Raw genomic sequence first — 19,881 nt, 5'->3', positions numbered from 1 at the left:
GCCGAGCTTCAGTCGTTAGCGGAAGAGCGAGAGGATGTTCTGGCTCGACTGGTTCGCAATGCTGAGTGCCTGAACACCAAGCTGCTGCTTAACCTGAAGCGCCTGAAGTCTCGTCGACTCTTGGTTCATGTCAGCATCGACCAACTGGGAGACGCCCGTGGAGATGGTATCGCGCAGGGACGAGATGAAGCTCGTCTGGAGGTCGATACGCTTCTGGGCTGCGCCAAGGTTGGTGGCCGCCGTCGTCATTTCCTGGAATGCCGCGTCGACGCCAGAGATGTAGGCGCTGAGCTTGTCCTGGTCAGCCGAGCTGTCGGTCAGCGTGCTGATATCGATCTTCATGACCGACGTGCCGCCAGTCGTCACGATAGCGCCCGTCGTACCGCGCTGCGAGTCGAGGATGCCGCCGGAGGTGCCCGTCGTAGCCGTCGAAGAGTCGAACAGAACCGACTTCGACGTATCGACCGAGATCGTGCCGATCGAAACGGCGCCCGAGGTTGTACGAGCAAACGAGGCAACGATCGACTTCGTCGAGCTGTATCCCGTGACCGATGAGTCAACCGAAACCCAGTTCTGACCCGAGAAGTTCGCCGTATCGGCGATGCCCTTGAGCTGCTCCTGAAGCTGGGTGATTTCCGATTGAACCTTGGCGCGGTCAACGCCCGGGGCAGCGGCTGCCGTCAGCTTTTCCTTGATCTGGCTGACGAGCGTGATGCTCTGGTTCAACGCGTTGTATGCAACGTCGACCGTGCCCTTGCCGAGGCCGAGCGCGTCCTGAACGGTCGAGAGTGCGTCGTTGTCAGACTTCATCGTCGTTGCGATCGACCAGTAGGCGGCGTTGTCCGAAGCGGAAGCCACTTTCAGGCCGGTCGAAATGCGGTTCTGCGTCGTCAGCAGGTCCTTAGAGGTCGACTGCAACGACTGGAGTGCTGTCATTGCCGAAATGTTGGTATTGATACTGCTCATGCCCATGTCCCTTGTTCCTTCTACTCGGCACTAAATAAGCGCACGCATTACTGGGGACATACCGGGTCTTCCGGCTTAACAGATCGGCATCATGCCTGTGGCGCGGGTGTTGGCGACCACTCTGTTATCAAACTTGAAATAGCTGAGAGTTGTTTCCCAATAGTTACTTTCAGGGGCCCAAACGTTAATCTTTGCTTTGGGCGGCGACTTAACACCGTTCGCCGATCTAGGAGAACGATTTAACCAACGCACCAACGAGCAAACTCCACCCGTCGACCAACACAAAGAACAAAACCTTCAACGGCAGCGACACGACCGTCGGCGGCATCATCATCATGCCCATCGCCGTCATGATCGTCGCGACGACGAGATCAATGACGAGGAACGGCAGCGTCACGAGAAACCCGATTTCAAAACCGCGACGAAGCTCTGAGATCATGAAAGCCGGAACGAGCACGCGCAAATCGTCTGATTCGACTTTGCTTTGCTCGCCGAAGCGTTCTGATGACAGTTCGTGAAAAAGTGCAAGATCTTTGTCGCGCACATTGGCTTGCATAAAGACGCGGAACGGAGCCGTCGTCCGCGTATAGCCATCCTGCTGACTGATTTTGTTCTCGACCATCGGCTTGACGCCATCGTCCCAGGCCTTCTGGAACGTCGGCGCCATGACGAACAGTGTCATGAACAGGGCCAAGCTTACCATGACGAGATTGTTCGGTGTGGTCTGAAGTCCGAGGCCAACGCGCAAAAACGAGAGCGCGATGGCAAACCTCGCGAAAGACGTCACCATCATCAGCAGGCCGGGGGCGACCGAGAGGACGGTCATCACCACCAGAAGCTGAACGATACGGCCCGAGACGCTCGCATCTCCGGCGGGGAACAACGTTTGCAGGTCCACCGTCTGCGCCAGCGCGGCGCCTGATGACAGTGACAAAACGGCAATCGCGGTGAGAATTCTTCGTGCCGTCATTCGAGAACCAAGCCGCCAATCAACAGGCCCAAGATAGCGCCGCGGCCACGGACTCTGGCCCGGTCGTCAAGCTGCTCGCGCAAGTTTTGAAATCCTCTGACGCCTTGAATGTCGGATACGTTGAGGCCTTTCAAATAGGCGATCACATCTTCCTTCACTTCATTTTTCAGTGTGGTCGTTTCCGGAGTTCCATTCGCAACGATGATCGAGATATCAAGTCGGACCCTCATTCTCGGCTGCGTTTCGAGGTCGGCGATAATGGAGGTGATTTCAACCGCCAGTGCATCGTTCGGAAACCGTCCAGGTGTCGGCGCCGGCTTCTCTTCCATATGAGTTGCAGCAGCGGCAGCGATTGTGCTTGCGCCGCTTGGCATGACAAAATAGCCGAACGCTCCGCCACCGGCTGCGCCGACGATCGCTGCGGCAAGAGCGGACTTCACCAGTTCCGCAGTGCCGCCCGAATTTTCGTTTTTTTCTGTCGCCACAGCTATCGTCCTCCGACCTATCTAGAACGGAGCGACGGTGTCGAGGATCTGCTGGCCCCATGCCGGCTGCTGGATCTCCATCACCCTGCCTCGACCACCATAAGAAATGCGAGCCTCGGCGATCTTCTCGTAGGAGATCGTGTTGTCCGTCGCGATATCGCGTGGACGAATCACACCCTGAACGTTCAGCACACGAAGCTCGAAATTGACCCGCACTTCCTGTGAGCCGCTCACAACAAGGTTCCCGTTTGGAAGAACCTGGCTGACGACAGCACCCACGAGCAAGTTGATGCTTTCGGATCTCGCTATCGAACCTTTCGAGCCCGTCGATGTTGTCCGGTCGAGACTGCCGTCAAGTTTTCCCGAGCCTGTCGGGCCAGAGCCCCCGAAGCCAAAATCAAAATCCGCTGAAGACGTAAGACCGACGCTGGCATCGCGCGAGCGGTTCAAGTTGTTATCGAGCGATGCTTTATCGTTGATTTGAATCTTTACCGTCACGACGTCGCCGACGTGCAAGGCGCGCGCGTCACGAAAGAGATCGGCACCGGCGTCCTGCCACGTCGAATTTCCGGAGTGGTAAGCAACTGGGGTGATAGGAAGCTCGACATGGGCCGTCCGATCCGGCGCCAAACCCGCCCCAACCGGCGACAACGTCGGCTCGCGTCCGATCTCGCGCAATTGTTCGGCGCATGCTGTGAGCAGCAATGAGAGCGATGCGATCGCGGGTGCTACCCATCGTATCTTACTGCGCATCGGCCTTACGCTCCGGGTGAACCGCGACTTCTCCAGCGCCTGCTATGACTGCCGACAATCGTGCGGCCTTCGCCACTTCCATTTCGGTCATGATGAGACTTGAGACTTTCGGCGTGAGCTTCGACATGACCGCCGCGGCGACCATCTCGTCCATCGCCGCAAGCTGTGGAGCGGCGGCATCAGGCTTCATTTTGCTGTATATTTGAACCAACGATTCCGTCGCGCGCGCGGTGAAGTCCTCGCGCAACTTGATCCAGCCTTTCAGGACTTCGGCTTTCTCGGCGAGAACAGCTATGCGATCGTCGAGCTGCTTCTGCGCCTTCTCAAGGTTATGCCTCTGCTGCGCGATCTGAGCAGCCGTCGTCGCATCCATAATGCTCGAACAATACTGTTGTGCCGGGCTGAGCTGCGGCGCAGGCTGCTGCGGCACCTGAAGAACTTCGAGTTCGTTGTTGTCTGGCCTTGCCTCTTCACCGACCGCGGTTGGGATGCAAAGGATCAGACCGAGAAAGACCGATGCGAGGCTCGTGAAGGATCTCATTGAACCACCAGCTCCGCTTGCAGAGCGCCTGCAGTTTTCATGGCCTGCAGGATGGCGATAATTCCAATGGGCTTTAGTCCCATCCTGTTGAGGGCGGACACGAGGTCACGCAAATTGGCTCCGTGAGCGATTTGTACTTTGCCGCCCGCTTCGTTCACGTCGACTTCGGTATCGGGAACAACGACTGTTTCGCCTCCCCTGGAGAACGGCGCAGGCTGCGAAACCTTAGGCGTCTCGGTCACGCGAACCGTGATGTTGCCGTGCGCGACCGCGACGGTCGAAATACGGACTTCGCTACCGATGACGATCGTTCCGGTTCTCTCGTCGATGACGACGCGCGCGGATTGATCGGGATCGACCTCAAGCTCTCCAATTTCGGCGAGAAGGCGCGCCGACAGCATGCGCGGCGGCTTGCGCACCATCACCGATTGCTGGTCCTTGGAGCGCGCTATCGGCATGCCATAGCGCTCTTTGGCGAAAGCGTTGATGACGTCCATGATGCGGACAGAGGTCGTGAAGTCGGGGTTACGGAGCTTGAATTCGAGCGGCATATCTTCGTCGAAGCCACCCGGCGCGTCCTGCTCGACGATGGCGCCATCAGGAATTCTGCCGCGCGTCGGGATCCCCGACGTTATGGATTCAGCGGCACCCTTTGCGAGATATCCCGAAATCGTGACCTGACCTTGAGCAGCTGCATAGATTTTTTGATCCGCGCCTGCGAGCGGTGTCATGACGAGCGAGCCGCCGGCCAACGACTTGGCATCACCGATTGATGAAACAGTGACATCGAAACGCGAGCCCTTCGAGGCGAACGGCGGAAGTTCTGCCGTGACCATGACGGCGGCGACATTGCGTGTTCGCGGCTCATATTGCGAGCCGCGAATGTTTACGCCCATGCGGTCCAGCATCGCCTGCACCGACTGCTGCGTGAACGGAGAATTTCGCAGCGTATCGCCCGTACCGTTGAGGCCGACGACGAGACCATACCCGACGATCTGATTGACGCGGACGCCTTTAAGGTCGGTGACATCCTTAATGCGCGTACCGGCTTCGGCAACGTGCGCCAAGGCGAGAAAACACAACAACAGAGCAACGGCCAATCTCATTGATCGTCCACCGTAAGCGTCTGATCAGGCTTGATGCGGGCCTTGATTATCAATCCCGTATCCGGGTTGCGCACGTTGATGATTTCGCCGGCCGACCCTGATTGAAGCGGCACGCCGACTCCGACGATCGATACGAACGGTGACTGATACGTGAGCTTGTAGGTTTTGCCCTGCTTGATGAGGTCCTGCGTGCGGACCGCTGTTCCTGGAATAAGTTCTCCGGGAAGCAATGTGCGGCGTGCGACCTTGCCCAGCAGTTCACCCTCATCTTCGCCGAAAACAGGCGGATTGTTTGGTGCAACCAACAATCTGCGCTCCACCAGCGCATCTGTCGTGATGACGTCGCCAGGATAGATGACGGCGCGGGGTACGAAGACCGTTCGGCCGCCTTCCGTCGCGTGCGCAACAACGGCCACGGCGCAAAGCGCAAGCAGCGCAGCTGCTGCGAAGCAGAGCCCTTCTCGCATGTTGCGCATGGCCTTCATCAGCGAAGGTCCTTCGTGATGACCGTATACATATCAGAGGCTGCCGAAATGACCTTGGAGTTCATCTCGTAAGCGCGCTGCGCGGAGATGAGCTCGGTAATTTCCTTCACGGGATCCACGTTGGAGCTTTCGAGATAGCCCTGCTGGATCGTTGCAAAGCCGACGTCGCCTGGGCTGCCGATAACGGGGCTTCCTGACGCTGGCGTTTCCTGGAAAAGATTGCCGCCAAGCGGCGCAAGCCCCGTCTCGTTCGCAAAATTGGCGAGAGACAATTGACCAAGAAGTTGCTGCGTTCCGGTCGCGCCGATGACCGCATACACCTGGCCGGCGGCATTGACGACGACGTCGGTCGCTGTCGTCGGTACGGTGATGTTCGGGACGACGAGATTACCCTCGAGCGTAATGAGCTGTCCCGTCGCGTTCTTATTGAAGGCGCCGTCGCGGGTATAAAGAATCTCGTTGTTTTCGCCTTGAACCTGGAAGTAGCCGCGGCCGCTCAAGGCCAGATCCAACTTATTGTTTGTGGACGCCAGCGGCCCTTGCGCCGAAAGATTTCGGATGGCGACGGTGCGCACACCGAGACCGATCGTATTGCCTTCCGGGATGATCGTGTCGTCATCGCGGGCGGCCGTTCCAGCGGCACGATCCGTCTGGTACAGCAAGTCGGCAAACTCGGCCCGCGAGCGCTTGAAGCCGGTGGTGTTGATGTTTGCAACGTTGTTGGCAATCACTTCAACGTTGGTTTGCTGTGCCGACATGCCGGTCGCAGCAATTGAAAGCGCTCTCATGAGTTACGACCTCAAATTTGCATACGACTGATTTCTTGGTAAGCGCCGACGACCTTGTCGCGGACGGCGACGACAGTTCGAAGCGCCTGCTCGGCCTGCATGACAGCTTGAACGACCTGCTGCAGCGGTGCCTTGCCTTGCATGCCGGCCATCGCGGTCGTTTCACCCGTCTTCATCGTTGAAATGGCGTCGGCCGCCATGCTCGCCATCGTCTGCGCGAAATCGCTTTCCGGTGCCGCTCCAGAAGAGACACTGGGGGCGGCGACGGCGGCAGCACCTTTCGACGCCGCGGCGCCTCCGATGCGATCGATATCCGGCGATAGCATTGCAATGCTCAGGCTCATGACGGCCTCAATAGGTCGATGGTCATCGAGACAATCTCGCGGACCTGTTTGATGACTTGGGTGTTGGCGGTGTACGAGCGCGATGCCTCGCGCATATCGGCGAGTTCGACGAGCATGTCGACGTTGGGCATCTTGACGTAGCCCTTTTCATCGGCGGCCGGATGTCCCGGCATGTATTCGGTGCGGAACGGCGATTCATCGCGGTCGATATCGTCGACCTGCACCATGTCCACCCCGTCCATCTCATCGGTGACGGATTGGAAACTGACCGTCTTACGCTGATAGGGATCAGCGCCGGCCGTCTTTCCTGTTGTCTCGGCGTTGGCGATGTTTTCAGACAGGACCCGCATTCGGGTCGACTGTGCGAAGAGGCCGTTCGAGGCAGCCTTGGCGGCAGAGATAAGCGGATCACTCATGGCTTAGCCCTTCGTCACGGACTGCAGCATCCGGTCGAACGTCTTCATTATCTGCGTGTTCATCGTGTAGCTGCGCATCACGTCGTTGGATTTGAGAAATTCCTGCTCAAGGCTGACGTCGTTGCCCGAAACGAGAACTTCGGCCTCGTTGGCCCCATCTTCAGCCTGGCGGAACGCGCCGATTCCGGACGTCAGATGCTGCGGATCAGTCGTCGTCATCGAGACGGACTTGCGCATCACGTCGTCGAAGCTCTCGATGTCCTTCGCCTTGTATCCAGGCGTGTTGGCGTTCGCGACGTTCGACGAAATCACTGACTGTCGTTGTGCGAGCCATTCGTTTTGGCGAAACGCCAGATCGAAAAGTTGCATGGGCTGCATAGAAAGGGATCCTTCATGATCTTGCTTTCCTATGTGCACCCGCTCCCTTGCGTCGGCCTGAACAGCGATGTCTCTGACTTCATCTTCCGGTGCGGTACGGCTGACATCGCTAATTGATATCCGATCAATTGAGGCGGGCTTCTCCAAGCGCGTGATGCAGCCGCGTGGTGTTTTGACCAGGGCCGGTCGATTCGCCTTCAAATGATATGTAGGTGATTTCGACACCGGCCTCTTCGGCCTCGAGTATCAGCCTGAAATAGACGTGTACGCACTGGTGGTGAAATTCCATGTCGAGGAATACGCGGGGCTGCGATCCCCATTCCAGATGAACGTCGCCGGCGTGTCCGAAGATCAACGTTTCCGGCTTGAACGACAGTTCGATCGAGGCCTGCACGAGCGAGCCAATGCTCGCGATCTGTCCGGTCTTCAGATAGCTGACCAGATCGGGGAGATCGATCAAGCGCAGGTCGGACGCGACGGAACGAATGCTCTCCCCGAGGATCTTTTCGCGTACTTCCGAATGATCGATGCGAAACGGTATCATCACCACCTTTTCCCTTTAAGCACGAACAGGACCAGTTCTGTTCCGCCGCGCCTGAAGGCGAAGGAGAATTTCAGCGACGGCCTTGTAGAATTCGACCGGGATCATTTGATCCACGCTTACTTTTGCATACAGCGACCTTGCGAGAGCCTTGTCTTCGATGACGGGAATGTCATTTTCTTCGGCGATTTTGCGAATTGACAGCGCAACGAGGTCTTGGCCTTTGGCAACGACCCGCGGAGCTCCTCCTTCGGAGCGGACGTAGCGCAGGGCCACTGCAAAGTGGGTCGGGTTGGCGATGACGATCGTCGCGCGTGGCACCGCGTGAAGCATACGCTGGCGTGCGCGTGATCTTGCAATGGAACGACGCCGCGCCTTGATGTGAGGATCGCCCTCCGACTGCTTTCGCTCATCCTTGACTTCCTGGGGCGCCATGCGAAGCGAACGACGCCAAAGGATATGGGTGACCGGCAGATCGAACAGCAGAAGAACAAATGATAGAATGGCCAGCGATGTTAGTAATAGCGCGACGCTCTTCTGAGACAGCCTGAGGATGGCTGCGGGATCGCTCCAAATCGAATTCGCAAAGTCGTGCCACAGGTACATCAGGATCAAGGCACTCGTGATCACGATGATGCTCAGTCGCAGCGTGAGCTTGAGGAACTCGAACGTTCCAGTCATGCTGAACAAACGTTTCCAGCCTTTTGCCGGCGATAGCCTCGAAATATCGGGCATCACACGCTTGAAGATCGGAACGGGTGGCGTCTGAAGGACTGCCGCCAATACGCCTGCCGCTGAAAAAGCGAGAACGATGGGGGCGGTCAGGAGTGCGGCGCTCTTTCCGACAACGTCGAAGACCATTCCGAGATCGCCCGCCGTCTGCAGACGAATGGAGCCGGCGTTCGCAAGCAGCCCCATCAAGAGTTCGGCAAAGCTGGTGAGAAAAGTCTGGCCCAGTGCCGCAACCATGAGCAGCGCTGCGAGAAGGTACATAAAGTTGGTCGCTTCGCGGGACATCGGGACATTGCCGTCCCCGCGAGCATCAGACATTTTCTTGTCTGTTGCTTCTTCTGTGCGGCTATCTTTGTCCTGTGCTTCAGACACGATCCCGCTCCAGCGACCTGCCGATTAGGCTGCTTCTAAGGACGTGCTCGAAATATCAATTGCACCTTCGGCTGCGAGCCGCAAAACCGCATCGACCATTGCCCGACGGGCATCAACGATATCGCGCTGAGGCACGTTGGCGGGACTTTGCAATTCCGCTTCTGCCATGCGGCGCGCTCGCGGCGAGAGTGCCGACAGAACCTTGTTCTGCAGTTCTGCATCGGCGCCCTGTAGAGCGAGAACCGTACGCTCGACGGGAATTCCGTCCATCAGAGCGGTCAGCGCCCGCGCCGGCAGCCTCAACAGATCCTCGAACTTGAACAGCATCTTGCGGATCGCTTCGGCGTCCTTCGGCTTGACGCTTGCGAGATACTGGAGCGCTTGCGCCGACTCCTCCCTGTCGAGATTGTTCAGAATGCTCGCCAGTGACAGATGCTTGTCGGAGGACCGCCGATCGTTATCGAACAGCTCTTCGTTCAATCCGCTTTCGAGAGCTTCGACGACTTGCGGCGAGACCTGTCCGAGCCCGAGTATGCGGTTCAGAAGATCGTTGCGCTCAGCGGCCGGAAAGCACTTCAGAATGACCGATGCCCGCTCGCTTCCGAGGCGATCGAGGTAATAGGCGGCGACCTGCGGCGACTGATTATGAAAATGGGCGTGCAGCACGTCGTCGGGGAGCGCTGCGAGCTGACTCCAAATATCCAGGCGCGCCACGAACTGATCGCCCTCGCCGGACGATTTATTCTCGGAGATGACGTCGGTGACCAGGCGTTTCACATCTTCGGCGCGACCGAGAAACGGCGTACCCAGACCGAACTGACTTTCGAATTCCTCGACGATGCTTTCAAGTTCTGCCGCTGAGATTGTCGGCATCACCTCGGCGGACCGAACGAGGATGTTCAGCTCCTCGGGATTGAATTTCTTCAATAGGCCGCTGGCGCGCTGTTTGCCGAGCGCAAGCAGAAGCACCCCGACTTTCTCGGGACCCGTCAATGTTCTTTCGGGCTCTAACGACGGATCGCGCATGGTCAGCATGTGCAGGTATTATTTCGCAACGGGAGGCAAAGAACCGACTTGCGTCAGCACGACACCGAAGCGCGACGTTCCTTCGTTGAGAACGACCACTTCTCCGCGCGCGATAAGGCGGCCATTCACCAGTATATCGACCTGGTCTCCGACCATCTTGTCGAGCTTGACCACCGATCCCTTGGCCAGCTTGGCCAAAGTGGCGACGGGCATTTTCGCAGATCCGAGTACGACCTTCATCATCACGGGCAAGCCCATGATCAATGCGTTGTTGCCGCCGAATTCAGCCGCTGCTTCATTCATATCGGCAGCCGCCTTGCGCAGGCTTTCCGCCAGGTCCGCGCTATTGCCATCGCCGAAATCGCTCATGCCCGCGATGGCATGATCGAAACCGGCTTCGGCTCCTTCCGGAGCGCTTTCTGCTTCTACTGCATTACTCGGCATCATGCCGGCCATTTCCTCGTGCTAACGTACCCGACTCGAATTTTGCCATACGAAACATGCCGCAGCCTTGAGAGCACAGCACTAAAGTCCGTAGAATTCATCTACCGACTCCCTTTGTTGGTCGAATTCGTCATCGATTCGCAGGATCAGTGCATTGTCGCGCTTGCCGAGCTCGCACCAGAACAGCGGGCTCTCGTCGGCGTCGAGCCGCACGCGCGACATCGACGACAGCTGCAGCTCAACGACCGAGCCTACCGCGAAGCGCTGAACCTCACCCAGAGAAATCGGGCGCTCTTCAAGAACGCCATTGAGTTCGATGAACGATCGAGCGATCTCCTCGGAAAGCTGCTTCGTCCACGTCGGATCTTCTCGCGAGCGCGACGAGGTCACGCTCATGGCTTCAGCCGGTGTCGCGCCCGCAAGCAATTGGCGGACGGACTCGAGAGCCGCTTGCGGAATGACGATCGTCACGACGCCTTGGTGCCCGGCGTAATCCAACGACAGACGCGCGGCGATGACGGGCGAAGCCAGCGTAAGCTGCGGCTCGAGCTCAATCTTCTCGACGACCTGTCCAACTTCGAAGCCGACGTCTACGAGAATCGAGAAGGCACTCGTCAGTGAGCGTGCGACCCGCTTGAACAGGACCTTCAGAACATTCGCGTCAGTTCGGGTTGGCTTGCGAGGCGATAACCCCCCTTGGGGAATGCTCTCACAGCCCGTCGCCGCCTCTACGAAGAGCGCGCTCGCGGCCGGGTCGGCGATGAAGTAGAGCCAGCTTCTCCATCTTTCGGCTCGGACGACACCAGCAAATGCGCTCGGCAGCAGCGCACACGTGTCGGCGATGGTCGACGCCGTTAGATCGAGGAGGCGTACCTTGAGGGGCAAATGAGAAAGATTGCCGAGTTCCTCCGTCATCACCCGCGGCAACTGACCGAAGATCATCTGCAGGCCCGGCAAGCGATCGGGCCTGTTTTGACCGGAAGCAAGGGCTCGCTCGAGCGATCTTTCCATTTCGAGGTGAACGTCGGTTCCGCGCAGAGCATCATTCGACATGATGACCTCCGCGCGATTTTATCGCCGTGTCTGCGGATGACGGTCCGGGGAAGACGCGAAGCGCTCGCCGGAACATCAGGCTGCCTTTCTTTCTTGAACCGGCCTGCGATCACCGCCGCCCATCGTCGCGGTTTCGACCTCGTTGATCGTCGGACGTTCGTACGCCGAAATCGCTTTGCGGCCGTGCTCGATGGCAACCTGCGGCATAGCTCCGTTCATGAAGGCCAACAGCGATTGTTTGACGATAACGTACGACCGGAGATTCTTATCGCGGACGATCTTGACCTTCGTCGCGAGGGGACCAACGACCGCGTAAGAAAAGAAGATGCCCGCGAAAGTGCCAACCAGGGCCGAGGCGATGAGGTGGCCCAGGATTTCCGGCGATTGGTCAATCGCGCCCATAGCCTTCACGACACCAAGAACTGCGGCGACGATGCCGAGAGCGGGCAGACCGTCACCGACGGCAACAAGCGCGTGATAAGCCTTGAGCTTGTCGCTGCGCACCGTCTCGATTTCCTCGTCCATCAATGATTCGATCTCGTGGGTACGGGCGTTCCCCATGATGATGAGACGGAAATAGTCGCAGATGAAGGTCGTCAGCTCTTCATTGGCCGTGACGGTCGGCGAGCGCTTGAACACTGCCGCATCCTGAGGGGCATCGATGATCATTTCCATTTCGGCGCGGGATTTGTCGCGAAGCTCGCGCATCATGAAAAAGAGCAGAGACAGAAGCTCGATGTTCTCTTCCTTGGTCGGCGTGCCGTTCCGGAGGGCCTCGATGGCCGCTTTGCCGGTATCCTTAATCGTTTTCATGGGGTTGGCGACGACGAAGGTGCCCAGCGCCGAGCCACAAATGATGACGTATTCCCAGGGTTGCCAGATAACCCAAACGTGGCCGCCCATGGCGGTGAAGCCGCCGAGCATACAGACGAGGGTGATAATCAGGCCGAATAGAATGGTCACGTAAGCATTCCCAATGCCGATTTAGGCGAAAACCAATAAGGGACGCTTTGGCTTGCGTGGGACTTGCTCGCCGTTCATCCGCGAGTCAGCCACCCACAAGTTCGTATCCGTAGGCTTTCGGGGATTGGCCGCCACCCATGAAGACGGATCCCGTATGCAATCGAATATCTACGTCGCTCTTTCTGCTCAGATGGCTCTGCAACGGCGGCTCGATACGCTCGCCAACAACGTTGCGAACACCAACACCGTGGGATTTCGCGGCGAAGAGATGTCTTTTGAGGAATTGGTGACTCCGGCCGGCAAGGATCCGGTCAGCTTCGTTTCAAAGGGTCAGAACCATCTTTCGCTGCAGACCGGCGAGGTCACGCAGACCGGCAATCCGCTCGATGTCGCGCTGAGGGGCGATGCGTTCCTGGCAATTCAAACGCCCAACGGAGTTGCTTATACGCGCGACGGGCGTATGCAAATGACGAGCGACGGCATGATGACGACGCTCGCGGGGTATCCGATTCTCGACGCCGGCGGAGCTCCGGTGCAGCTCAATCCCAACGATCCGGCACCGACGATCAACAAAGCCGGCACGATCGAGCAGGCCGGCAATAATCTCGGCGCGCTCGGGCTTTACCGTATGCCGCGTGGCGCGAAGCTGACGCGAGCAGAAGGCGCATCGGTCGTTTCCGACATTCAGCCCACTCCAGAAATCGACTTCCTCAACAATGGTGTCATGCAGGGTTATGTCGAGAAATCGAACGTCAATCCCATTCTCGAGATGACGCACCTCATCACCATTCAGCGGAATTTCCAGGCCGTCAGCAACATGCTGAGCGACACTGAATCGTCTCTGCAGGATTCGTTGAAAACTCTCGCGGGCTCCTGATGTTTAGCCGGAGGGAAGAGTGTTGATCGCGGAGGCTTCAGCGACGCCGTTTGACCGGTTAGACCGGATGATGGCGACGGCTACGGCGCTGTCCCCCGCGCATCGGGTATCCGGACGCGTCGTTCGGATAAGCACGACGTTCCTTGTCGTGTCCGGACTTTCGAAGTTCGTTTCTATAGGCGATGCGGTCTCGATTGCGGGACTTGGCGGGTCCGTGCTTGCCGAGGTCGCGACGATCGAAGCTGATGCGATCAACGTCACACCTTTTATCGCCGACCATAGGATCGAACTGGGCGCCCGTGTCACCACGATGTCCGGGCAGATGACGCTTTCGCCGGATGACTCCTGGCTCGGCAGGACGCTGAACGCCTTGGGACAGCCGATCGACGATGGTGGTCCGCTCGTCAACGGCACGCGCGCATTCGCGATCCAAGGCGTGCCGCCGTCGCCGCTGCGCCGGAACAGGCTCGGCGTGCCATTGACGACCGGCGTCAAGGCAATCGATCTCTTTACGCCCATCTGCGCGGGGCAAAGACTTGGAATTTTCGCGGGTTCCGGCGTCGGCAAATCGACGTTGCTTGCGATGCTGAGCCGGGCCCCTTCGAGCGACGTCACCGTGCTGGCTCTCGTTGGCGAACGAAGCCGGGAGGTGCGGGATTTTCTCGATGACACGCTTGCGGCCTCACGCTCGCGCGTCGTCTCGGTCGTTGCCACGTCCGACGAGAGCCCGATGATGCGACGGTTGGCGCCGAGCACCGCCATGTGTATCGCCGAATATTACCGGGATCGCGGAAAGAACGTTTTGCTCATCATCGATTCGTTGACGCGTTACGCCCATGCCATGCGCGAATTGGCTCTCGCCGCGGACGAGCCGCCCGTGGCTCGCGGCTATCCGCCAAGCGTCTTCAGCAATATGCCCCGGCTGCTTGAACGCGCGGGGCCCGGGGAAGAAGGCGCGGGCACGATCACGGCCGTCCTCTCCGTTCTCGTCGACGGCGACGATCATAACGATCCGATCGCCGACGCGGCGCGTGGCATCCTCGACGGCCATATCGTTCTTGATCGCGCCATTGCGAGCCAAGGCCGGCTTCCGGCCGTTGACCCGCTCGCATCGTTGTCGCGATTGGCGCCGAAGATCAGAACGAAAAATCAAGCGCAGTTCGTAACCCAGCTCATCGAGGTTATTTCGCGATTCGAGGATACGCGCGATCTTCGCGCCATCAGCGGCTATCGGCCCGGCACCGATGCGACGCTCGACCGAGCGATGGAGATCGTCCCGCGTGTCTATGAGGCGATGAAACAGGATCTCGACGAGGAGCCCGTCGCGGACGTATTTGCCTACCTTTCGGAGACGTTGCCCGCCGGACAAAAGTCACGTTAGGAGTGCTGTTCGCTATTTCGTCGGCGTCGAGATAAGGATCTGATTTCGAGGCGGAACGACCATGGTGAATAATGCGAAGACAATTGGTGGCCTGATCGTCAACGAAGCGCTTTTGCGCGGCGAGCAGGAGCTTCTTAGCAATCGAAACCCTTCCCAGCAGAACATGGGCGGAAATGACGCCGCTCCTCAAACCGCTCCGCCTATTTCTCACAACGACAAAGCCATGGCGCCAGTTCTGCTGACGCTCCTCGACGAACAGCTCAACGGAACGATCGTCGATGAAGCAAGCCGGATGGGCGCGCGCGAGGGCGAAGTCTCATCCTCGCCCAACCGTGTCGCTGCCCGCTACGCCGAAGACGATCAGATGTTTCGTGCAGATCTCCCCGCCGGCGGAACGGCAATTCCGCACGGCCAGATCTATCCGCATATTGCGCAGACAGTGCCGTCCCTCGATCTTCAATTTTTCATGCAGCGGTTTCTGGTCGGTAAGACCAAAAACATTCAAGCGGACGTGCGGGGTGGCCCACACAGTGGAGAACGCGGGCCCAAAGCTGCCGCGGATCCGATCAGCGGCGCATCAATGATGAAAATTGCCGGGATCGTCGTCGGCGTCACGCTGGTTCTGATCGTTCTTGCGGTGAGACACTTCGGTTAGGGAAACGTCCGGCTCAACCCGTTTTCACACCAACGTCGCGATCTTGAGATCTTTGATCGGAACGGCGATCCGATTTTTTCGTGTCGCCATCATCGCGTCCCGCGCCCGCATTCGCCATATGCGAAAGCAATGACAGGAGCACTTGGTCGCTGGTGAGGCTGACGAAGGGTGCAACAACGCTCATGTCGGCCGTCGACGCCGTGGAAACTATGCGCGGCCGTACAGATACCGGGACTGAGCTTGCGGGAGTCGCATCAGAAAGCGCGCTTTCCGATGCAGCCGACGCGCCACTGGCTGCGGCAGCCATCGCGGCAAGACTGGCGCTTGCGACTTGCGTGGTGGGCACGCCCTGGCCAAACCAGGCCACTTCCTGAAGCCGGCGCTGCACGAGGCCATCCAAGACGTTGCCGCCTGCCTTGTTATATTGGAGGAATAGCGAGCGTGCCGCGTCGAGATCGCCACTGGCAATAGCCTTGCCAAGCCCGCTTTGCGTCCAGGCCGTGCCTGCGTTGTATGTGAGCGACGTCAGAGCGGCTTTGCTGCCGTCATCGAGCCCGGGCGCGAACTTATCGACGAAGTCCGCAGCCTTTTTGATTTCGTCCGAGAAGCGCCGTTCGGCCTCGGCTTCATCGATGACTTCACCGGCGAAGCGCGCGCGAGTGCCATAGCCGTTGGTGTTCTGGGCGTAATCCCAGCGGGCTTTGGCTGCGTAGCCTTCGAACTGCTTTATGGCATTGAGATAGCTTGCGTCGACCATATCCGATGCTTTGGCACGGAGAGCTTGCGGCAAGCTGGTGTCGAGCGTTCAACCGAGACGAGAAAATCAGCGTCGAGAGCGCGCGACATCTCTCAGCACGCTTGCTTCGAGTTGTACCTCGTCCAAGCGATGTTTCAGAACGTCACCGATACTGATCAGGCCAACGACCTTACCTTCGACGACGACCGGCAAATGGCGGATGCGACGCTGGGTCATGACGTTGGCAACGGCAGCGACCCGATCGTCAGGCGCGCAGGTAATAACCGAACGCGTCATCAAGTTCGCGACTCGCATTTGCGGAAGGTCCATGCCGAACTCGTCGATACCCCGAGCCAGGTCTCTTTCGGAAATGATTCCCTCAAGACCACCCTTGCTGTCCAACACGAGCATCGCGCCGACCGCTTCTTTTCTGAAACTGTGAGCCAGGGCGCGCATCGTGGCATTGGCCTCGATGGTTTTAACCGCAGACCCCTTCGTCTTCAGAATGTCGGAGACCTTCATCTGATCGCTCCAATCAAGACCCGTCAGCCCTTCGCACTTACTCGCGTGCAGACGGTGTAAAACCGCTAAAAGATCTGCTCGGTCTTCCGGGGTAAGCGGATCATGGGGATTGCGATCACGCGCCGCGAGCAGGCTCGTCAAATCGTCCACACAAACCGAATCTTCGCTAAAAACCGGGCTTTCCCGGCAGAATGCGCTTCTCGTCGTGATGACGGAATAACCTGCAGCCTTCGCCGCATGCGTGCCACGGCTTCCGCCTTCGATGACGAGTGTGTGCTTGGGATCGACGCCCAGCGCCGTCCGCGCTTCGGCATAGAGCGGTTCGCACTCGCCCTTGCCTCCCTTGTCACCGGAGACGACAGCGTCGAACAGCGTTCGCCCGCGGTCGCCGAGCAGTCTCGTGAGAAGGCGCTCGGTGTCTTTGGGATCTAGAAGCGAAACGAGCACCAGACGGAGACCGTCTGCGCGTGCCGTGATGATCAAGTCGCGTATGCCGGGGCGAGGCTCGATTGCCGTCGTCGAAAGCATCTCGCCGAAGATTTTCGAAGCACGGCGATGCATCGCCTGAATGAGGAACGAAAGATCCTCGGTCTCGGGTTTGCCGCGAAGGATCGAGCGGACGTAATGCGCCATTCGCGCCTCGCCGCTTCCGAGCTTAGCGGTAAGAGCAAATCCTTCGCGGTCGCAAGACCACTCAAATCCGGCTTCGGAAAACGTTTGAGCGAACGCCCGCCGGCGTACGTCTTCCGTTTCAGCTAGAGCACCATCTGCTCGAATGATGATCGCCTGTAGCGTCATCTGCCAGGGAGTATCCAATCTGATTCAAGTATCGATCATTCGTACTCCGAGTTCAGCGTCGCGCCAACGCGACGTAAGGTCAGGGAGAGGCGCCATCACCCGGGCAAAATTGCACTGCGGATTTTTGATCTGTCCTCTTCGCAGTGCAACAGCACGCAAATTAACCTGCCAGGCCTTAAGGCTCTCATGCGGAGTAAACCGTCAGGTTCTCAGATCGGCATCCAGCCACGGCATCGACTGGCGGAGCGGAGCAAGGGTGGACGCTTCGAGCGATGACTTGCATGCCTTGGTCAGATCGCGGGGAAGGGTTCCGAGCTCCTGCCTTCGACTTACCAGCGTTAAGGTTCGTTTAAGCTGTGGGCCGGGGAGCGGCGCCGTTCGCACGTCGCTGCCGCTGAGCGCCGCCTCGGCGAGGCAGATCGGGGTCGAGATCGCAAAGCCCTTGCCTCGCGCGACCATGTCGCTCACCCCAAACGGGGTGTCGAATTCGAGGCCTTGCGGGAAGTCGATATGCAGCCGGCGGAGGTGGCGTTCGATATCGATGCCGGTTTTGGACCGGGCGCTATAGCGAATAAACGGAAGCTTTTCCGCGCAAGCCTCGAGCTCCGCGATGGAACGGGGAATTTTCTGCCTTGGTGGCAGTACGAGTATGTATGGCTCGGTTACAATCTCGTGGCGATCAAAGCCTTCGACGTCGCTCATATCGTCGACGCCAATAAAGAGATCGAGATTTCGCGTCAAAAGTGCGCCGGCGTGGGCGGCCGTCAGTCCGGACTGCACCGAGACATGTTCGGCGTGAGCGACAAGAAAAGAAGCGATAGGGCCGGTCAAAGCCCGCGATAGGCTGTCAACCAATCCGGCGCGGATGAGCGCTAAGCGCCCGCGCGAGGCATGTCTAATCGCCGTCGCAATCTGCCGAGCTTCGGAAATGAGCGCGGACGCGCGTTGCCGCATCAGTTCGCCGGCCGGCGTCAACGCCAGGGGGCGGACGCTGCGGTCGAACAGTTTCACGCCGATACGTGACTCGAGGTCGGCGACCGCTTGAGAGATGGCAGGCTGCGTCATGGCCAGCTTCTGGGCAGCGAGCGCCATTGAGCGCGCCTCGCAAACGCCTAGAAACGCCTCAAGGACGTGGAGATCAAACGGGAGCCGGGTTGGGCGTGTAGCCATAACTCACAGTATAAGTATTTCTTATATTATCGTCAATTACAGCGCGATATATAAGCGTCAGCATAGATACACGGCGCACCGGACTAACCGGTTCGCGTGAAAATGCAGAGCACCTCATGCTGCGCTCAGATCGCTATTCCGTCTTTTCAGTGTTTCGCGAAGCCCTTCGCGGGCATACCGGGTGGGCTCCCGCCTGGCGCCAGGCAGCCCCCAAACCAGCCTATGATGTCGTCATCGTCGGCGGCGGCGGTCACGGCCTCGCGACGGCGTACTACCTCGCGAAACGCTATGGTGTGACCAACGTCGCCGTGGTCGAAAAAGGCTGGATCGGTTCCGGCAACGTCGGCCGCAACACGACGATCGTTCGTTCGAATTATCTCCTCCCCGGCAATATCCCTTTCTACGAAACGAGCATGAAGCTCTGGGAAGGCCTGGAGCAGGACCTGAATTACAACGCGATGGTCTCGCAGCGCGGCGTCCTCAATCTCTATCATTCCGACGCACAGCGCGATGCTTACGCCCGCCGCGGCAACGCGATGCGTCTTCATGGGATCGATGCCGAACTGCTCGACCGCGATGCGGTGCGGTCGATGTATCCGTGGCTCAACTATGATAACGCGCGCTTTCCGATCCAGGGCGGGCTTCTGCAGCGGCGCGGCGGCACGGTGCGGCACGACGCAGTCGCCTGGGGTTATGCGCGTGGCGCAGACCGACTTGGCGTCGATATAATCGAGAATGCGGAAGTTACCGGATTTCGCATCTCAAACGGCAAAATCAACGGTATTGAGACGTCGCGCGGATTTATCGGTGCAAATAAAGTCGCATTAGCCGTTGCGGGTAATTCATCCCGAGTGGCGGGAATGGCCGGTTTAACGCTTCCAATTGAAAGCCATGTTTTGCAGGCGTTCGTTTCGGAAGGAATTAAGCCATTCATCGATGGCGTCGTGACCTTCGGCGCCGGGCACTTCTACGTCAGCCAATCTGACAAGGGCGGCCTTGTGTTCGGCGGCGATATCGACGGTTACAATTCCTACGCGCAGCGGGGTAACCTTCCGGTCGTAGAGGATGTCCTCGAAGGCGGGATGGCGCTGATGCCGCGGATTGGCCGGGTGCGACTATTGCGCTCCTGGGGCGGCATCATGGACATGAGCATGGACGGCTCTCCGATCATCGATCGGACGCCGATCGACGGGCTCTTTTTCAACGGCGGCTGGTGTTACGGCGGCTTCAAAGCAACGCCCGCTTCGGGCTTGTGCTTCGCGCACCTTATCGCCCGCGGTGAATCGCACGAGGTGGCGCGAGCCTATCGCCTCGATCGCTTCCGCACTGGTCACATGATCGATGAGAAGGGCATGGGCAATCAGCCCAACCTGCACTGA

Annotated in this window: 24 protein-coding genes; 4 read left to right on the top strand and 20 right to left on the bottom strand. The window is 58.7% G+C overall.

From position 1 onward, the window contains the following. Nucleotides 1-15: 15 nt before the first annotated feature. The 17 genes from G359_RS02885 to motA all read right to left on the bottom strand — a co-directional run bounded on the left by G359_RS02885 (nt 16) and on the right by motA (nt 12,363). Nucleotides 16-972 (bottom strand): flagellin N-terminal helical domain-containing protein, encoded by a 957-nt coding sequence (locus tag G359_RS02885; protein WP_045834908.1) that lies wholly within the window; start codon nt 970-972, stop codon nt 16-18. A gap of 220 nt (nt 973-1,192) precedes the next feature. Beyond that, nucleotides 1,193-1,936 (bottom strand): flagellar type III secretion system pore protein FliP, encoded by a 744-nt coding sequence (fliP, locus tag G359_RS02880; RefSeq protein WP_045834907.1) that lies wholly within the window; start codon nt 1,934-1,936, stop codon nt 1,193-1,195. Continuing rightward, on the bottom strand, nt 1,933-2,421 hold the full coding sequence (locus G359_RS02875) for a flagellar basal body-associated FliL family protein (RefSeq protein WP_245279910.1): 489 nt from the start codon (nt 2,419-2,421) through the stop codon (nt 1,933-1,935). The genes fliP and G359_RS02875 overlap by 4 nt, the downstream gene beginning before the upstream one ends. 21 nt (nt 2,422-2,442) lie before the next feature. Then, complete coding sequence (gene flgH, locus G359_RS02870) at nt 2,443-3,174, bottom strand: flagellar basal body L-ring protein FlgH (protein WP_045834905.1); 732 nt, start codon at nt 3,172-3,174, stop codon at nt 2,443-2,445. Further along, nucleotides 3,164-3,715 carry a MotE family protein gene (locus tag G359_RS02865; RefSeq protein ID WP_045834904.1) on the bottom strand — a complete coding sequence of 184 codons (552 nt, stop codon included), beginning with the start codon at nt 3,713-3,715 and terminating at the stop codon, nt 3,164-3,166. The genes flgH and G359_RS02865 overlap by 11 nt, the downstream gene beginning before the upstream one ends. Beyond that, nucleotides 3,712-4,821, bottom strand: a complete 1,110-nt coding sequence (locus G359_RS02860; RefSeq protein ID WP_045834903.1) for a flagellar basal body P-ring protein FlgI — start codon at nt 4,819-4,821, stop codon at nt 3,712-3,714. Before G359_RS02860 ends, G359_RS02865 begins: the two co-directional genes overlap by 4 nt. After that, complete coding sequence (gene flgA / locus G359_RS02855; protein ID WP_245279909.1) at nt 4,818-5,306, bottom strand: flagellar basal body P-ring formation chaperone FlgA; 489 nt, start codon at nt 5,304-5,306, stop codon at nt 4,818-4,820. The genes G359_RS02860 and flgA overlap by 4 nt, the downstream gene beginning before the upstream one ends. Next, nucleotides 5,306-6,094 carry a flagellar basal-body rod protein FlgG gene (flgG, locus tag G359_RS02850; protein ID WP_045834902.1) on the bottom strand — a complete coding sequence of 263 codons (789 nt, stop codon included), beginning with the start codon at nt 6,092-6,094 and terminating at the stop codon, nt 5,306-5,308. Before flgG ends, flgA begins: the two co-directional genes overlap by 1 nt. Nucleotides 6,095-6,105: 11 nt before the next feature. Next, on the bottom strand, nt 6,106-6,438 hold the full coding sequence (locus tag G359_RS02845) for a flagellar hook-basal body complex protein FliE (protein ID WP_045834901.1): 333 nt from the start codon (nt 6,436-6,438) through the stop codon (nt 6,106-6,108). Continuing rightward, on the bottom strand, nt 6,435-6,854 hold the full coding sequence (gene flgC / locus G359_RS02840; RefSeq protein WP_045834900.1) for a flagellar basal body rod protein FlgC: 420 nt from the start codon (nt 6,852-6,854) through the stop codon (nt 6,435-6,437). The genes G359_RS02845 and flgC overlap by 4 nt, the downstream gene beginning before the upstream one ends. Before the next feature lie 3 nt (nt 6,855-6,857). Beyond that, on the bottom strand, nt 6,858-7,232 hold the full coding sequence (locus G359_RS02835; RefSeq protein ID WP_045834899.1) for a flagellar basal body protein: 375 nt from the start codon (nt 7,230-7,232) through the stop codon (nt 6,858-6,860). Between the two features lie 124 nt (nt 7,233-7,356). Continuing rightward, complete coding sequence (locus G359_RS02830; protein WP_245280101.1) at nt 7,357-7,776, bottom strand: hypothetical protein; 420 nt, start codon at nt 7,774-7,776, stop codon at nt 7,357-7,359. Between the two features lie 15 nt (nt 7,777-7,791). Continuing rightward, nucleotides 7,792-8,877, bottom strand: a complete 1,086-nt coding sequence (locus G359_RS02825; RefSeq protein ID WP_045834897.1) for an EscU/YscU/HrcU family type III secretion system export apparatus switch protein — start codon at nt 8,875-8,877, stop codon at nt 7,792-7,794. A 24-nt stretch (nt 8,878-8,901) separates the two neighbouring features. Beyond that, complete coding sequence (locus G359_RS02820) at nt 8,902-9,912, bottom strand: FliG C-terminal domain-containing protein (protein ID WP_045834896.1); 1,011 nt, start codon at nt 9,910-9,912, stop codon at nt 8,902-8,904. Between the two features lie 9 nt (nt 9,913-9,921). Further along, nucleotides 9,922-10,350 carry a FliM/FliN family flagellar motor switch protein gene (locus G359_RS02815; protein ID WP_082073037.1) on the bottom strand — a complete coding sequence of 143 codons (429 nt, stop codon included), beginning with the start codon at nt 10,348-10,350 and terminating at the stop codon, nt 9,922-9,924. Nucleotides 10,351-10,428: 78 nt separating this feature from the next. Then, nucleotides 10,429-11,400, bottom strand: coding sequence for a FliM/FliN family flagellar motor switch protein (locus G359_RS02810; RefSeq protein WP_045834895.1), 972 nt, complete (start codon nt 11,398-11,400; stop codon nt 10,429-10,431). Nucleotides 11,401-11,475: 75 nt separating this feature from the next. After that, on the bottom strand, nt 11,476-12,363 hold the full coding sequence (gene motA, locus G359_RS02805) for a flagellar motor stator protein MotA (protein WP_045834894.1): 888 nt from the start codon (nt 12,361-12,363) through the stop codon (nt 11,476-11,478). Nucleotides 12,364-12,517: 154 nt separating this feature from the next. Between motA and flgF the strand changes: the two genes are divergently transcribed. The 3 genes from flgF to G359_RS02790 all read left to right on the top strand — a co-directional run bounded on the left by flgF (nt 12,518) and on the right by G359_RS02790 (nt 15,276). Beyond that, a complete protein-coding gene (gene flgF, locus G359_RS02800) occupies nt 12,518-13,240 on the top strand; it encodes a flagellar basal-body rod protein FlgF (protein WP_045834893.1) in 723 nt (240 codons plus the stop codon). Between the two features lie 67 nt (nt 13,241-13,307). Further along, nucleotides 13,308-14,621, top strand: coding sequence for a FliI/YscN family ATPase (locus G359_RS02795; RefSeq protein WP_045834892.1), 1,314 nt, complete (start codon nt 13,308-13,310; stop codon nt 14,619-14,621). 61 nt (nt 14,622-14,682) lie between these two features. Next, nucleotides 14,683-15,276 (top strand): hypothetical protein, encoded by a 594-nt coding sequence (locus G359_RS02790; RefSeq protein ID WP_045834891.1) that lies wholly within the window; start codon nt 14,683-14,685, stop codon nt 15,274-15,276. Nucleotides 15,277-15,289: 13 nt separating this feature from the next. Here the strand turns inward: G359_RS02790 and G359_RS02785 are convergent, their stop codons facing one another. From G359_RS02785 to G359_RS02775, 3 genes are all read right to left on the bottom strand, one after another. Further along, nucleotides 15,290-16,033, bottom strand: a complete 744-nt coding sequence (locus G359_RS02785; RefSeq protein WP_045837571.1) for a lysozyme — start codon at nt 16,031-16,033, stop codon at nt 15,290-15,292. 66 nt (nt 16,034-16,099) lie between these two features. Beyond that, nucleotides 16,100-17,332, bottom strand: coding sequence for a CBS domain-containing protein (locus G359_RS19555; RefSeq protein WP_052699158.1), 1,233 nt, complete (start codon nt 17,330-17,332; stop codon nt 16,100-16,102). A 201-nt stretch (nt 17,333-17,533) separates the two neighbouring features. Further along, a complete protein-coding gene (locus tag G359_RS02775) occupies nt 17,534-18,502 on the bottom strand; it encodes a LysR family transcriptional regulator (protein WP_045834890.1) in 969 nt (322 codons plus the stop codon). Nucleotides 18,503-18,618: 116 nt separating this feature from the next. Between G359_RS02775 and G359_RS02770 the strand changes: the two genes are divergently transcribed. Beyond that, the gene (locus tag G359_RS02770; RefSeq protein WP_082072769.1) at nt 18,619-19,881 is read left to right on the top strand and encodes a sarcosine oxidase subunit beta family protein; all 1,263 of its coding nucleotides are present in this window, start codon (nt 18,619-18,621) and stop codon (nt 19,879-19,881) included.

The organism is Hyphomicrobium sp. 99 (genome assembly GCF_000384335.2).
Classification (GTDB): domain Bacteria; phylum Pseudomonadota; class Alphaproteobacteria; order Rhizobiales; family Hyphomicrobiaceae; genus Hyphomicrobium_B.
This window is presented reverse-complemented; position numbering and strand designations above follow the sequence as displayed.